Origin of the sequence: Kitasatospora sp. NPDC008050, from assembly GCF_042957465.1 — a bacterium.
In the GTDB taxonomy this organism is placed as follows: domain Bacteria; phylum Actinomycetota; class Actinomycetes; order Streptomycetales; family Streptomycetaceae; genus Kitasatospora.
This window is the reverse complement of sequence record NZ_JBIBIJ010000001.1, coordinates 201,159-215,086: the sequence shown is the minus strand read 5'-3', so window position 1 is coordinate 215,086 and position 13,928 is coordinate 201,159. Positions and strand designations below refer to the sequence as shown.

The following is a 13,928-nucleotide window of genomic DNA, read 5'->3' as shown; positions in this document are numbered from 1 at the left end:
TCAAGTCGACTTGAGGTTGCAGGCTGGTCCCCATGATCGCCACCTACGAGGACCTCCCCGGCCTGCTGGGCCGGATGACCGGAGCCGAGAAGCACGGCCCGGCGGCCACCTCCACCCTGGACGCGCTCTGGGTGCTGTACGAGCGGGTGCTGCGCGTCGACCCCGAGCGGCCCGAGGACCCGGCGCGGGACCGCTTCCTGCTCTCCAAGGGCCACGGCCCGATGGCGTACTACGCGGTGCTGGCGGCCAAGGGATTCCTGCCGGTCGAGTGGCTGGACGGCTTCGGCGGCTACCACTCGCCGCTCGGCCACCACCCGGACCGGCTGCTGGTCCCCGGCGTCGAGATCGCCTCCGGCTCGCTCGGCCACGGCCTGCCGCTGGCAGTGGGCACCGCCCTCGGTCTGCGGGCGCAGGGCCTGACCGACCCGGCCGTCTGGACGCTGATCGGGGACGCCGAGTTCGACGAGGGCAGCAATCACGAGGCGCTGGCCTACGCCGGGGCGGTCGGGCTGGATCGGCTGCACGCCATCGTGATCGACAACACCTCGGCCACCCACGGCTGGCAGGGCGGGATCGCCTCCCGCTTCGAGGCGGCCGGCTGGTCGGCGGTGACCGTGGCCGGCCACGACCACGCCGCGCTGTACCAGGCCTTCACCACCGAGCACCCGGGCCGGCCGCACGCCGTGATCGCCCGGGTCGAGCCCAAGAACTGACGCACGACCAGGAACCCGACGGGGAGAAGAACGATGGACACCATGCGCGACCGCTTTGCCACCGTGGCGGGCGAGCTGCTCGACCAGGACCCCCGCACCGCCCTGGTGCTCGCCGACATCGGCGCGACCGCGCTCGCCGGGGTCGCCGCCGCCCACCCCGACCGGGTGCTCAACGTGGGCATCCGTGAGCAGCTGCTGATCGGGGTGACCGCGGGCCTGGCGCTGACCGGGATGCGCCCGATCGCCCACACCTTCGCCAGCTTCCTGGTCGAACGGCCCTTCGAGCAGATCAAGCTGGACCTCAACCACCAGGGCGTGGGCGCGGTGCTGGTCAGCGCGATGGGCTCGTACGACTGGCCGGCCGGCGGGCGCACCCACATGGCGTCGGGCGACGTGGCGCTGCTCGACACGCTGCCCGACTGGACGGTGCACGTGCCCGGACACCCAGACGAGGCCGAGACGCTGCTGCGGCACGCGGTGGCCGACGGCGACCGCAACGTCTACCTGCGGCTCTCCGCGCACCGGAACAGCGAGGCCAGGCCGGTGGTGCCGGGCCGGTTCCTGACCCTGCGCCAGGGCGCGGCGGCCACCGTGGTGGCGGTCGGCCCGATGCTGGACGCGGTGCTGGCCGCCACCGAGGGGCTGGACGTCACGGTGCTCTACGCCACCTCGGTGCGGCCCTTCGACGCGGCCGCGCTGCGCGCCGCGGGCCCGACCGACGTGGTGCTGGTCGAGCCCTACCTCGCCGGGACCTCGGGTGGCGAGGTGAACCGGGCGCTGGCCGACCTGCCGCACCGGGTGCTCGGCCTCGGCGTGCCGCGCGAGGAGCACCGGCACTACGGGACCATCGAGGAGCACCTGGCGGCCTACGGTCTGGACGCGCCCGGACTGCGGGCGAGGATCGTCAGCTTCCTGCCCCGCGGGTGACGGCCCCACGGGTGATGGCACAGGAGCGCGGCCCCAGCCGGCCGGCGCCCCGCTCGCCCCAGTGGGCCACCGGCTCGCCGGCCGGCAGCTCGCCCGGCTTGTCGCCGAAGTTCACCGCGATCCTGAAGGCGCCCCGGTGCACGGTCAGTTGGCCCTGCGCCTCGTCGAACTCCACCTCGACCGCGCTCAGATCGGGATCCACCAGCTCCGGATGCTCGCGCCGCAGTCGGATCAACTGCCGGTACCAGGCGAGCAGTTCGGCGTGCCGCCCGGCGCGAGGCTCGGTCCAGTCCAGGGTGGAGCGCAGCACGGTGGCGGGCTCCTGCGGATCGGGTACCTGATCGGCGGCCCAGCCGTAGGCGGCGAACTCCCGCCGCCGTCCCTGGCGCACCGCCTCCGCGAGCTGCGGATCGGTGTGGTCGGTGAAGTACTGCCACGGGGTCGCGGCTCCCCACTCCTCGCCCATGAAGAGCATCGGGGTGAACGGCGAGGTGAACACCAGCGTTGCGGTCAGGGCGAGTTGGTCCACCGTCAGGCGATCTCCCCGGGCCCGGTTGCCGATCTGGTCGTGGGTCTGCGCATAGCCGAGCAGCCGGTGCCCGCCGGACGCCGTGGGAAAGGGGCGGCCGTGGTGACGGCCGCGGAAGGAGGACCAGGTGCCGTCGTGGAACCAGCCGCGGGTCAGCGTCCTGGCCAGCGCCGCCAGCGGGGCCCGGCCGAAGTCGGCGTAGTAGCCCTGGGTCTCCCCGGTCGCCGCGGCGTGCAGCGCATGGTGGAAGTCGTCGCTCCACTGGGCGTTCAGCCCGTAGCCGCCCAGCCCGACGGGGTCGGTCACCCGGGGGTTGTTCAGGTCGGACTCGCCGATCAGGAAGAGCGGCCGCCGCTCGGCGACCGCCAGCCGCTGGACGGCGGTGGCCAGTTCCTCCAGGAAGTGCACCGCGCGGTCGTCCACCAGCGCGTGCACCGCGTCCAGCCGCAGGCCGTCGATCCGGTAGTCGCGCAGCCAGGCCAGCGCGCTGCCGATCAGATAGGCGCGCACCTCGTCGGAGCCGGGCGCGTCCAGGTTGACCGCCGCGCCCCACGGGGTCTGGTGCCGCTCGGTGAAGTACGGGCCGAAGGCGGGCAGGTGGTTGCCGGAGGGGCCGAGGTGGTTGTGCACCACGTCCAGGATCACGCCCAGGCCCTTGCGGTGCGCGGCGTCCACGAAGCGCTTGAGGCCCTCGGGGCCGCCGTAGGGCTCGTGCACCGCCCAGGGCGCCACCCCGTCGTAGCCCCAGCCGTGCCGGCCGGGGAACGGGCAGACCGGCAGCAACTGCACGAAGTCCACGCCCAGTTCGACCAGGTGGTCCAGCCTCTGCTCGGCGCCGGCGAAGGTGCCGGCCGGGGTGAAGGTGCCCACGTGCAGCTCGTAGAGGACCGCGCCGGGCAGCGCCCGCCCGTGCCAGCCGCTGTCCGACCAGCGGAAGGCCGCGTGGTCGACCAGCCGGCTCGGGCCGTCCGGGCCGCAGGGCTGGCGGGCCGAGCGCGGGTCGGGCAGGGTGGGCCCGCCGTCGAGTGCGAAGCCGTAGTCCCGGCCGGCCCGGGCCTCGCCGCGCCACCAGCCGCCCGGTTCGGCGGCCAGCGGCGTCCGCACGCCGTCCACCTCCACCTCGGCCCGACCGGCCGCCGGAGCCCAGACCTGGTACCTCACGATGCCTCCTTGGCCAGTAGCGCGATGGTGTCGACGGTGCCGGTGAACGGCCGGTCGGTCAGCAGGTCCCGCCAGCGCCCGGCCAGTTCGAGGGTGGCCGGCTCGCCGCGCCGGGCCAGCGCGTACGGCAGCCGGGTGGCGACCACGGTCAGGTCGGGCCCGCGCTGGTAGGCGATCAGGTGCTCGCCGGCCGCCAGCGGGCGGTAGCGGCCCAGCGGGCGGCTCAGGTGCAGGGCGGTGCGGGTCAGCTCCAGCTTCTGGCGCGCGAAGTCGGTCAGGGCGCTGTCCGGGAGGGTGAAGTCGACCGGGGCGCGGTTGTCGGGGTCGACCAGGGTGTACAGCGGGCGCTCGGAGCCCTGGTAGAGGTCGGGCACGCCCGGCATGGTCAGGTGCAGCAGCGCGGCCGACAGGCTGTTGCGCTGCGCGTACGGCGTCAGGAAGGCGACGAACGCCTCGATGCGCGCGGTGAGTTCGGGGTTGCTCAGGACGGTCTCGGCGTACTGGCCGACGGCCGCTTCGTAGTCGGCGTGCTGCGCGGTCCAGCTGGTGGCCAGCTTGGCCTCGCGGACCGACTTGAGCAGCACCGCGCGCAGCCGGTCCAGGTCGATCGGCCAGGCGGCCACCAGGGTCTGCCAGAGCAGCCACTCGACGTTGCGGTCCACCGGACTGCCCACCGGACCGCCGTCCGGACCGCCTGCCAGCGCCGACCACTCACGGCACTCGGCCGCCCACCGCTCCGGCAGCTCGGCCAGCACCGCGAGCCGGGCCCGGGCATCCGCGCTGCGCTTGGTGTCGTGGGTGGACAGGGCGGTCATGGTCAGCGGCCAGTGGCGCTGGATGGACTCGCACCAGCGGTGGAAGTCGGCCGGTTCGACGCCCGGGTGGCCGGGGTCGCCGCCGACCTCGTTCAGTGAGAGCAGCGGGTACCAGCGGTAGAAGGCGGTGTCCTCCACGCCCTTGGCCGCCACCGCCGAGGCGGTCTGGGCGAAGCGGCTGCGGAACTCGTCCTTCAGCGGGCCCGAGCCCAGGTGGCCCTGGGTCAGCAGCTCGACGAACTCCTTGGTGGACTCCGGTGTGGCCACCGTCCGGTCGGCGGGGCAGAGGTAGGGCCGGTAGACCGTGTAGTGGGTGAACAGGTCGCCCAGCGCGGCCCGCACCGCGAGCGGGGCGTGGTCGGCCAGCGCCGGCTCGGCGGCGCAGATCCGCCCGGCCAGCCGGACCAGGCGGTTCACCTCGGCGGCCAGTTCGCCGTTCGGGCCGGTCATCTCGGCGCGGCCGAGCCGGGCCTGCTCGGCGGCCGAGGAGTCGAGGCCGGTGTACTCGGCGTACAGCTCGGTCAGCCGGCGCACCCCGGCCCCGTCGGTCAGCACGCCGTCGATGTGCCGCAGCGCGTCGTAGCCGGTGGTGCCCGCGCAGGGCCAGTCGCCGGGCAGCCGCTCGTGCCCGGTGAGGATCTTCTCCACCACCGTGTAGGCGCGGCCGCTGGTCTCGGCCAGCCGGCGCAGGTAGGCGCGCGGGTCGGCCAGGCCGTCCGGGTGGTCCACCCGGAAGCCGTCCAGCACCCCCTCCTCGCGCAGCCGCAGCAGCACCCCGTGGGTGGCCCGGAACACCTCCGGGTCCTCCACCCGCAGCGCGATCAGCTCGTTGATGCTGAAGAACCGGCGGTAGTTGAGCTCGGTGCCGGCCAGCCGCCACCAGGCCAGCCGGTAGTGCTGGCGGGAGAGCAGCTGGGCGAGCGGCAGGCGCTCGGTGCCCGGGCGCAGCGGGAAGACGTGGTCGTAGTAGCGCAGGGTGTCCTGATCCACCTTCAGCTGGTCGAGCACCGCACCGAGTCGCTCGCCCAGCACCGGCAGCAGGATCCGGCCGTCGTGCGCGGTCCAGTCGATGTCGAACCAGTGCGCGTAGGCCGACTCGGGACCGTCCCGCAGCACCTGCCAGAGCGGGGCGTTCAGCCGTTCGGGGACCGGCAGCGCCATGTGGTTGGGGACCACGTCGGCGATCAGCCGCAGCCCGTGCTCGTGGGCCGCGGCGGCGAGGGCGCGCGGGGCGCCCCCGCCGCCGAGCTGTTCGCTGATCCGGGTGTGGTCGACCGTGTCGTACCCGTGGGTGGAGCCGGGTGTCGCCTCCAGCAGAGGGGACAGGTGCAGGTGGGAGATGCCGAGCCCGGCCAGGTACGGCAGGGCCGCGGCGGCGTCCGCGAGCGTGAACGAGGGCTGCAGCTGGAGCCGGTAGCTCGCTGTAGGGGGTGTGATCACACCCCATGCCTACCCGGTCGCCCGGGGCCGCACGACCCGCTACTGGCACCCGGGCGGGCGCGCTCGTCAGGCGGGCCGCTGAAGCACCAGCAGGGAGCGGTCGGCGAGCCAGAGCCCGTCGCCCTCCTTCACCCCAAGTCCGGCCCCCGGGGTCGGGAGTGTCGCGAGGGTGGTGTCGACCACCACCTGCCACTGCTCGCCGTGCTCCCGGGGGACGGTGAACTGCAGCGACTCGTGGTGCGCGTTGAACATCAGCAGGAACGAGTCGTCGGTGATCCGCCCGCCGCGCCGGTCCGGCTCGGAGATCGCCGCGCCGTTCAGAAAGACCGTCAGCGACTTGGCGTAGCTGGCGCTCCAGTCCTGATCGGTCATCTCCTCGCCGCCGGGGGTGAACCAGGCGATGTCGGTCAGGTCGTCGTGGGCGGCGGCCACCGGGCGGCCGCGGAAGAACCGCCGACGGCGGAAGACCGGGTGGTTGCGGCGCAGCCAGACCATGCCCTGGGTGAACTCCAGCAGCTCGCCGTCGCCGGGCCAGTTGACCCAGGACAGCTCGGAGTCCTGGCAGTAGGCGTTGTTGTTGCCCAGCTGGGTGCGGCCGAGCTCGTCGCCGTGCGAGAGCATCGGCACGCCCTGGGAGAGCAGCAGGGTGGCGATGAAGTTGCGCTGCTGGCGGTCGCGCAGCTCCAGCACCTGGGCGTTGCCGGTCGGGCCCTCCACACCGCAGTTCCAGGAGCGGTTGAAGGACTCGCCGTCCCGGTTGTGCTCGCCGTTGGCCTCGTTGTGCTTCTCGTTGTACGAGACCAGGTCGCGCAGGGTGAAGCCGTCGTGGCAGGTGATGAAGTTGATCGAGGCGATCGGGCGCCGCCCGTCGTGCTGGTAGAGGTCGGAGGAGCCGGTCAGCCGGGAGCCGAACTCGGCCAGCGTGGCGTTCTCGCCGCGCCACAGGTCGCGCACGGTGTCCCGGTACATGCCGTTCCACTCGGTCCACAGCGGGGGGAAGTTGCCCACCTGGTAGCCGCCCTCGCCGACGTCCCAGGGCTCGGCGATCAGCTTGCTCTGCGAGACGACCGGGTCCTGCTGGACCAGGTCGAAGAACGAGGAGAGCCGGTCCACCTCGTGGAACTGCCGGGCCAGGGTGGCCGCGAGGTCGAACCGGAAGCCGTCCACGTGCATCTCGGTGACCCAGTAGCGCAGCGAGTCCATGATCAGCTGGAGCACGTGCGGGCTGCGCATCAGCAGGCTGTTGCCGGTGCCGGTGGTGTCGGTGTAGTACCGGCGGTCGGCGGCGAGCCGGTAGTACGAGGCGTTGTCCAGGCCGCGCATGGAGAGGGTGGGGCCCAGGTGGTTGCCCTCGGCGGTGTGGTTGTAGACCACGTCGAGGATCACCTCGATCCCGGCCGCGTGCAGCGCCTTGACCATCGACTTGAACTCCTGCACCTGCTGGCCGCGGTCGCCCACCGAGGAGTAGGAGCCGTGCGGGGCGAAGAAGCCGATGGTGTTGTAACCCCAGTAGTTGGACAGTCCGATGTCGCGCAGCCGGTGGTCGCGGACGAACTGGTGCACCGGCATCAGCTCGATCGCCGTGATGCCGAGCTTGGCCAGGTGCTCGATCAGCGCCGGGTGGGCGAGCGCGGCGTAGGTGCCGCGGATCTCCTCGGGGATGCCCGGGTGCCGCTGGGTGAGGCCCTTGACGTGTGCCTCGTAGATCACCGACCGGTGGTAGTCGGTGCGCGGGGGGCGGTCGTTGCCCCAGTCGAAGTACGGGTTGATCACCACCGAGTGCATGGTGTGCGGGCCCGAGTCCAGGTCGTTGCGGCGCTCGGGCGCGCCGAAGTGGTAGCCGTAGACCGACTCGTCCCAGTCGATCGTGCCGCTCATCGCCTTGGCGTACGGGTCGAGCAGCAGCTTGGCGCCGTTGTGCCGTTGGCCGCGCACGGGCTCGTACGGTCCGTGGACCCGGAAACCGTACCGCTGACCGGGCTGGATGCCGGGCAGGTAGGCGTGCCGGACGAACGCGTCGGTCTCGCGCAGCTCGATGGTGGTCTCGGTGTCGTCCGGGCCGAGCAGGCACAGCTCGATCCGGTCCGCGCTCTCGGAGAACACCGCGAAGTTGGTGCCCACCCCGTCGTAGGTGGCACCCAGGGGGTACGGTTGCCCCGGCCAGACCTGCATAAGCCTCAACTTCCCTGGTGTCAAGGGGATCTGATGCTCCCTCGGGACGTTGGCGCACCGCTGGATGCGGTATGCCCCGTGGCGCGCGTCACATGTCGGTGCGCCGCTCGGCGTGACGCACGGCACACTGCCGGTCGACGCACTGTCATGGCCATCGTTGCCGCTCCCGTGGTGTTCTGACGCTCTTTCGGCTTCCTTTCGCCCGAACGGGTGTCCGGCGCGCTCGTATCAGCTGTTCGGGATGGTCCGGCCAGTGGTGTGCGTTCGAGTTGCGGAAGGGCAACGGGCTGCCTGGCGGGGCGCCCTGGCAGTACCCTTGATCGTCACAGGGCCGGGTGCCGAGAGGTGAGGTAATCAGATGGTCTTTCCCGCCGACGAATGGCCCGAAGGGTCCAGTGGGGCGGCGGGTACCGGGGTCCGGGCAGAGGCGCCGACCGCGGTCCTGGGCCCTCCCGGCGGCGGCCGCCTGACCCCCGCTCAGCTGGGCGTCGAGGCCGTCGAGCCGGCCTGGGACGGCGAGCGCTGGCAGCACGCCTACCAGCGGGTACGGCTGACCGGCCGGGCCTACGTCTGGCTCAATCTCGTCGAGCAGCGGCTGCGCGCCCTCCTGGACGACCTGCTGCGCCCCGTCTACGAGCCCGCCCACGGCGCCGACTGGGTGACCGCCGCGGCCGGCCCGGCCGGCGAGGAGTGGGTGCGCCGGGCCGCCGCCGTGCGCGAGGTCAGCCGGCGCAAGGGCTACCTGCTCGATCCGGTCGACGACGACCCGCTGGTCTTCCTGACCCTGCCCCAGCTGCGCGAGCTGATGGTGCAGCACTGGCCGTGCTTCGAGCCGTACCTGGACGACCGCCGCGAGATCGAGCTGACCCTGGACGAGCTGGAGGTCGCCCGGCACGTGGTCTCGCGCAACCGCAGCCTCACCGCCACCGTGCTGGCCCAGACCGAGCGGGCCGCGGCCCGGGTGCTCGGCCTGCTGGACGGACGCCCCGCCGCCGGGGCCGGGCTGCCGTCCGACGTCATCGAGGAGCTGGTGGCCGGGCGCTACGCCGATGTCGCCGCGGTGCACGCCGACCGGATCCTGCTCCAGCGCGACCTGCCGGTGGAGGACCTGTTGGAGGGGGCCCGGCGGCTGGACGCGCTCGGCATCGCGCTGGGCATGCTCTGCCAGAACTTCACCGGCAAGCGGCTGGCCAGGCTGGCCGCCGACGGCTGCCGGATCCGGCTGCTCTTCCTCAATCCGGCCAGCAGCGCGGTGCGCCGCCGGGAGCGTGAACTGGGCCTGGGGCGGGGGGAGCTGTCCCGCTCGATCGAGACCAACATCATGCACGTGCGACGGGTCCGGGCCCGGCTGCGCGACCAGGGTGCCTTCGAGATCCGGGTCTTCGACGAGACTCCTAGGTTCACCGCCTATCTGGTGGAGGGCGCCCGCCCGCCCGGGGCGCGGCGGCGCGGCGGCGACCTCGGCGTGGTCCAGCCCTACCTGCGCCGGGCCCGCGGGATCGAGTCGCCGGCCCTGGTGCTGCGCGCGGCCCGGCCCGGCGGCGAGGAGGGCGAGCCCGGGCTGCTGGAGGTCTACCGGGAGGAGTTCGAAGGGGTCTGGACCGACTCACGCCCGGTCAGCTGAGGCCGACTCGGATCCGTGCGTTCCCCGCGTGGCGTCGCAGAGGATCCGCCCCTGGCATCGACGTTCTCATCCACTCTGGCTAAGGTATGCCTAAGCTAAGCGGGCCGTGCTTAGCGGCACCGCCATGCCTAGGAGAGTTCACCGCCCATGTGGGACGACGCGTTTCCAAGCTTTCTGATCGGGCTCAGAGAGGGCCTTGAGGCCGGCCTGATCGTCTCGATCCTGGTTGCCACCCTGGTCCGTTCGGGCCAGAAGGCCCGGCTGCCCCAGGTGTGGACCGGCGTGCTGGCCGCCATCGCGCTCGCCCTCAGCTTCGGCGCGGTGCTCACCTTCACCGCCGCCAACCTCTCCGGCAGCGCGCAGGAAGCTTTCGGCGGCACTTTGAGCCTGATCGCGGTGGCCTTCGTCACCGCGATGGTCTTCTGGATGCGGCGCTCGGCCCGCAACCTCTCCTCGGAGATCCGCGAGAAGGTCGCCTCCGCGCTCACCATGGGCGGCGGCGTGCTGGTGCTGACCAGCTTCCTGGCCGTCGGCCGGGAGGGCCTGGAGACCTCGCTCTTCCTGTGGACCACCGCCCGCTCCGCCGGTGAGGCCACCGGGCCCGCGATCGGCGCGGGGGTCGGCCTGGTGCTGGCCGCCGGGCTCTGCTGGGGGCTGTACCGCCGGGTGCTGAAGATCAACCTGACCAGGTTCTTCACCTACACCGGGATGGTGCTGATCGTCATCGCGGCCGGCGTGCTCAGCTACGGGCTGCGCGACCTGCAGGAGGGCGGCGTGCTGCCCGGCTCGACCGCGTACGCCTTCGACCTGAGCGGCTCGCTGGACGGCGGGTCCTGGTACGCGACGCTGATGCAGGGCGTGTTCAACATCACCGTCACGATGACCTGGCTCCAGGTGGCCGCGTACGTGATCTACCTCGCGCTGGTGATGACGCTCTTCGTGCGCGGTGTGCGGGCGAGCGCGCCCAAGCCGGTGGCCGCTGCCGAGAAGGCTCCGGAGCCGGCAACGGAGAAGGCTGCCGAGCCCGACACCGAGCCCGGGACCGAGGCTGAGACCGAGACCAAGCCCGAGACCGAGCCGCGGCCCGCCGGTTCCCGCAACCGCTGGCTGCTCCCCGCCGCGCTGGTGGCCGTCCCGGCCGTGGTGGCCGGCGTGGTGATCGCGGTCAGCGGCGGCAAGCCCGCCGCGGCCGGCACCGTCACCGTCTCGGACGCGCAGAGCGACTGCGGCAAGGGCTTCAGCACCCCGCAGCCGGGCCAGCAGACCTTCCAGATGCACAACGCCGGCAGCAAGACCTCCGAGGTCTACCTGGTCAACCCGGCCACCAACGCCGTGTACGGCGAGATCGAGGGCCTGGCCCCGGGCACCACCCGCCCGCTGACCGCCACCATCGGCAGCGGCGACCTCGCCTGGCGCTGCGTGCCCAGCAGCGGCGACGCGGTCACCTCGGCGACCTTCCACGTCACTGGCGGACAGAGCGTCAACGCGGTGCTGCCGGTCTCCGAGGACGACCTCAAGGGCCCGCTCGACCAGTACAAGTCCTACGTCAACTCGGGCCTGGCCACGCTGCTGACCCAGACCCAGAAGCTCCAGGCCGACATGCACGCCGGCGACCTGAACGCCGCCAAGGCCGACTGGCTCACCGCGCACCTGCAGTACTCCTCGCTGGGCGCCGCCTACGGCACCTTCGCCGACTTCGACAAGAAGATCAACGGCCGGGCCGACGGCCTGCCGGACGGCGTCGCCGACAAGGACTTCTCCGGCTTCCACCGCCTGGAGTACGGCCTGTGGCACGGTCAGAGCGCCGCCGACCTCACCCCGGTCGCCGACCAGCTGGTCACCGACGTGGACGGCCTCGGCAAGGCCTTCCCCACCCAGGACTTCGACCCCACGGACCTGCCGCTGCGCACCCACGAGATCCTGGAGAACACCCTCCAGTTCGAGCTGACCGCCGACACCGACGAGGGCAGCGGCACCAACCTGGCCACCGCCCAGGCCAACCTGGCCGGCACCCAGGAGCTGCTGAACGTCCTGACGCCGCTGATCCAGCAGCGCAGCCCGCAGCTGCTCGGCACTGTCAACGCCGACCTCAAGCGCTTCGGTGACCTGCTCGCCGGTGCCCACCACCAGGACGGCAGCTGGACCCCGGTCGAGCAGCTCGACCCCTCGGTCCGCACGCAGCTCAACGGCGCCACCGGCCAGCTGCTCGAAGACCTCGCCCCCATTCCCGACCTTCTTGAGATCAGGAAGTCCGCCTGATGACCAGCCAGCCCAGAACCGGGTCCTGCCCCTTCCCGCACGAGGCGCTCGCCGCCGCCGAGGCCGCCCGGGCCGCCGAGGCAGCCGGCTGCCCGGCCGCCCCCGCGCGCCGCAGCTTCCTGGGCGCGGCGCTCGGCGTCGGCGCGGCCGGTGCCGCGCTGGCCGGCGGGGCGCTCGCGCTGGGTGGCGCCGGGCGGGCGCAGGCCGCCGACGCCACGGGCGCGAACGCGCTGGTGCCGTTCCACGGCGAGCACCAGGCCGGCGTGCTGACCGCGCAGCAGACCGCCGCGATGTTCGTCTCCTTCGACGTCATAGCCCCCGACCGCAAGGCGCTGGAAGACCTCTTCCACACCCTCACCGACCGGATCAGGTTCCTCACCGCCGGCGGCACCCCGCCCAGCCTGGGCGTCGGCGCGCCGCCCTCCGACAACGGCATCCTGGGCCCGACGGTGCCCAGCGACGGCCTGTCGGTGACGGTCGGGGTCGGCGCCACGCTCTTCGACGGCCGCTACGGTCTGGCCAAGGTCAAGCCGGTCAAGCTGAACCCGATGAAGACCTTCCCCAACGACAACCTGCAGGCCGCCGAGCTGCACGGCGACCTGTCGCTGCAGATCTGCGCCAACAGCCAGGACACCGTGCTGCACGCGCTGCGCGACATCGCCAAGCACACCCGCGGCGCGATGCAGATCAAGTGGCGGATCGACGGCTTCCAGAACGCCCCGCGGCCGGCCGGCGCGCAGCGCAACCTGCTCGGCTTCAAGGACGGCATCGTCAACCCCGACGTCACCTCGGGGCGCGAGATGGACAAGCTGGTCTGGATCAAGGACGGCGGCGGCGAGCCGGCCTGGGCCACCGGCGGCAGCTACCAGGTGATCCGGATCATCCGGATGCTGGTCGAGTTCTGGGACCGGGTCTCGCTCGCCGAGCAGGAGAAGATGTTCGGCCGCCGCAAGGACACCGGCGCTCCGCTGGACGGGGCCAAGGAGACCGACATCCCCGACTACGCCAAGGATCCGCAGGGCAACGCGATCCCGCTGGACGCCCACATCCGGCTGGCCAACCCGCGGACCGACCAGACCGACGACTCGCGCATCCTGCGCCGCGGCTACAACTACGACCGCGGCGTGGACAAGGTCGGCAACCTGGACATGGGCCTGGCCTTCTGCTGCTACCAGCAGGACGTGGTGCGCCAGTTCGAGGCGACCCAGACCCGGCTGATCGACGAGCCGCTGGTGGACTACATCTCGCCGACCGGCGGTGGCTACTTCTTCGTGCTGCCGGGCGTGCGGGACACCAACGACTGGCTCGGCCGCGCGATGTTCGCCGCGGCCTGACCCACCCCGCGGCGCTCCCCTGGCCGCCTCCCTCGCCGCCCGTCCACGGCCCCGCAGGCCGTGGACGGGCGGCGTTGTCACAGGCGGCGGCCATCATGGGGACGTCAAGACCGAGAGGTCCGAGGTGACACCCCGACGGAAGGCGCTGCTGATGGGCGAGCTGGGCAATACGGCGGCACGCGCCGCTGGGGCGGTGCGCACGGCCGCGACGGTGCGCTGGTGGCAGGGCCCGCTGATCGGGTTCGACCTGGAGACCACCGGCACCGAGCCGGCCGAGTCACGGATCGTCACCGCCGCGCTGGTGGAGACGGTCGGCGGCCTGCCGGTGCGGACCACGCGCTGGCTGCTCGACCCCGGGGTGCCGATACCCGAGCAGGCCCGGGCGATCCACGGGATCAGCGACGAACAGGCCCGCACCCGGGGCCGCCCGGCGGGCACCGCGGTGGAGGAGATCGCCGCCGCGCTCTGCGAACGGTTGGCGCAGGGCACGCCGGTGGTGGCCTTCAACGCCCCCTTCGACCTGTCGCTGCTCGACGCCGAGCTGCGCCGCCACGGCCGGCTGGGCCTGGCCGAGCGGCTCGCCGGGCGGGCCGGGCAGGCCCTGGTCGCCCCGGTGCTGGACGCGCTGGTGATCGACCGCGCGGTGGACCGCTACCGCAAGGGCTCGCGCGGCCTGCAGCGGGTCTGCGAGGTCTACGGGGTGGAGCTGCTGGACGCCCACGAGGCCGCCAGCGATGCGCTGGCGGCGGTCCGGGTGGCCGTCGCGCTGGGCGAGCGCTACCCGGCGCAGGTGGGGGAGTTGAGCCTGGCCGCGCTGCACGAGCAGCAGGTGCACTGGTACCGGGAGTGGGCCGAGGGCCTGCAGGCCTGGCTGCGCAAGGGCAAGGACCCGCAGGCCGTGGTCGACGCCCGCTGGCCCATCCGCTGAGCGGGCGCGCCGGCGCGCGGAGCTGA

9 protein-coding genes are annotated in these 13,928 nt (G+C 72.7%); 6 read left to right on the top strand and 3 right to left on the bottom strand.

Annotated features, from left to right (window positions below):
- The first annotated feature begins 32 nt into the window (after positions 1–32).
- Positions 33–713: a transketolase gene (locus tag ACFZB9_RS00840; protein ID WP_391442605.1), complete on the top strand. Its 681-nt coding sequence runs from the start codon at positions 33–35 to the stop codon at positions 711–713.
- A 33-nt stretch (positions 714–746) separates the two neighbouring features.
- The gene (locus tag ACFZB9_RS00835; RefSeq protein ID WP_391442604.1) at positions 747–1,640 is read left to right on the top strand and encodes a transketolase family protein; all 894 of its coding nucleotides are present in this window, start codon (positions 747–749) and stop codon (positions 1,638–1,640) included.
- Here the strand turns inward: ACFZB9_RS00835 and treZ are convergent.
- From treZ to glgX, 3 genes are all read right to left on the bottom strand, one after another.
- The gene (gene treZ, locus ACFZB9_RS00830) at positions 1,618–3,330 is read right to left on the bottom strand and encodes a malto-oligosyltrehalose trehalohydrolase (RefSeq protein ID WP_391442602.1); all 1,713 of its coding nucleotides are present in this window, start codon (positions 3,328–3,330) and stop codon (positions 1,618–1,620) included. The two genes, ACFZB9_RS00835 and treZ, sit on opposite strands and share 23 nt — an antisense overlap.
- On the bottom strand, positions 3,327–5,585 hold the full coding sequence (gene treY, locus ACFZB9_RS00825; RefSeq protein ID WP_391442601.1) for a malto-oligosyltrehalose synthase: 2,259 nt from the start codon (positions 5,583–5,585) through the stop codon (positions 3,327–3,329). The genes treZ and treY overlap by 4 nt, the downstream gene beginning before the upstream one ends.
- 66 nt (positions 5,586–5,651) lie before the next feature.
- Positions 5,652–7,757, bottom strand: a complete 2,106-nt coding sequence (gene glgX, locus ACFZB9_RS00820) for a glycogen debranching protein GlgX (protein WP_391442599.1) — start codon at positions 7,755–7,757, stop codon at positions 5,652–5,654.
- A 358-nt stretch (positions 7,758–8,115) separates the two neighbouring features.
- Between glgX and ACFZB9_RS00815 the strand changes: the two genes are divergently transcribed.
- The 4 genes from ACFZB9_RS00815 (at position 8,116) to ACFZB9_RS00800 (ending at position 13,902) form a co-directional block, all read left to right on the top strand.
- Entirely contained in the window at positions 8,116–9,381 is a 1,266-nt protein-coding gene (locus ACFZB9_RS00815; protein WP_391442598.1) for an SAV2148 family HEPN domain-containing protein, read from the top strand.
- Positions 9,382–9,528: 147 nt separating this feature from the next.
- Entirely contained in the window at positions 9,529–11,640 is a 2,112-nt protein-coding gene (gene efeU / locus ACFZB9_RS00810) for an iron uptake transporter permease EfeU (protein ID WP_391442596.1), read from the top strand.
- Positions 11,640–12,974: an iron uptake transporter deferrochelatase/peroxidase subunit gene (efeB, locus tag ACFZB9_RS00805; RefSeq protein ID WP_391442594.1), complete on the top strand. Its 1,335-nt coding sequence runs from the start codon at positions 11,640–11,642 to the stop codon at positions 12,972–12,974. Before efeU ends, efeB begins: the two co-directional genes overlap by 1 nt.
- Positions 12,975–13,098: 124 nt before the next feature.
- A complete protein-coding gene (locus tag ACFZB9_RS00800; protein ID WP_391442593.1) occupies positions 13,099–13,902 on the top strand; it encodes an exonuclease domain-containing protein in 804 nt (267 codons plus the stop codon).
- Positions 13,903–13,928 lie beyond the last annotated feature (26 nt).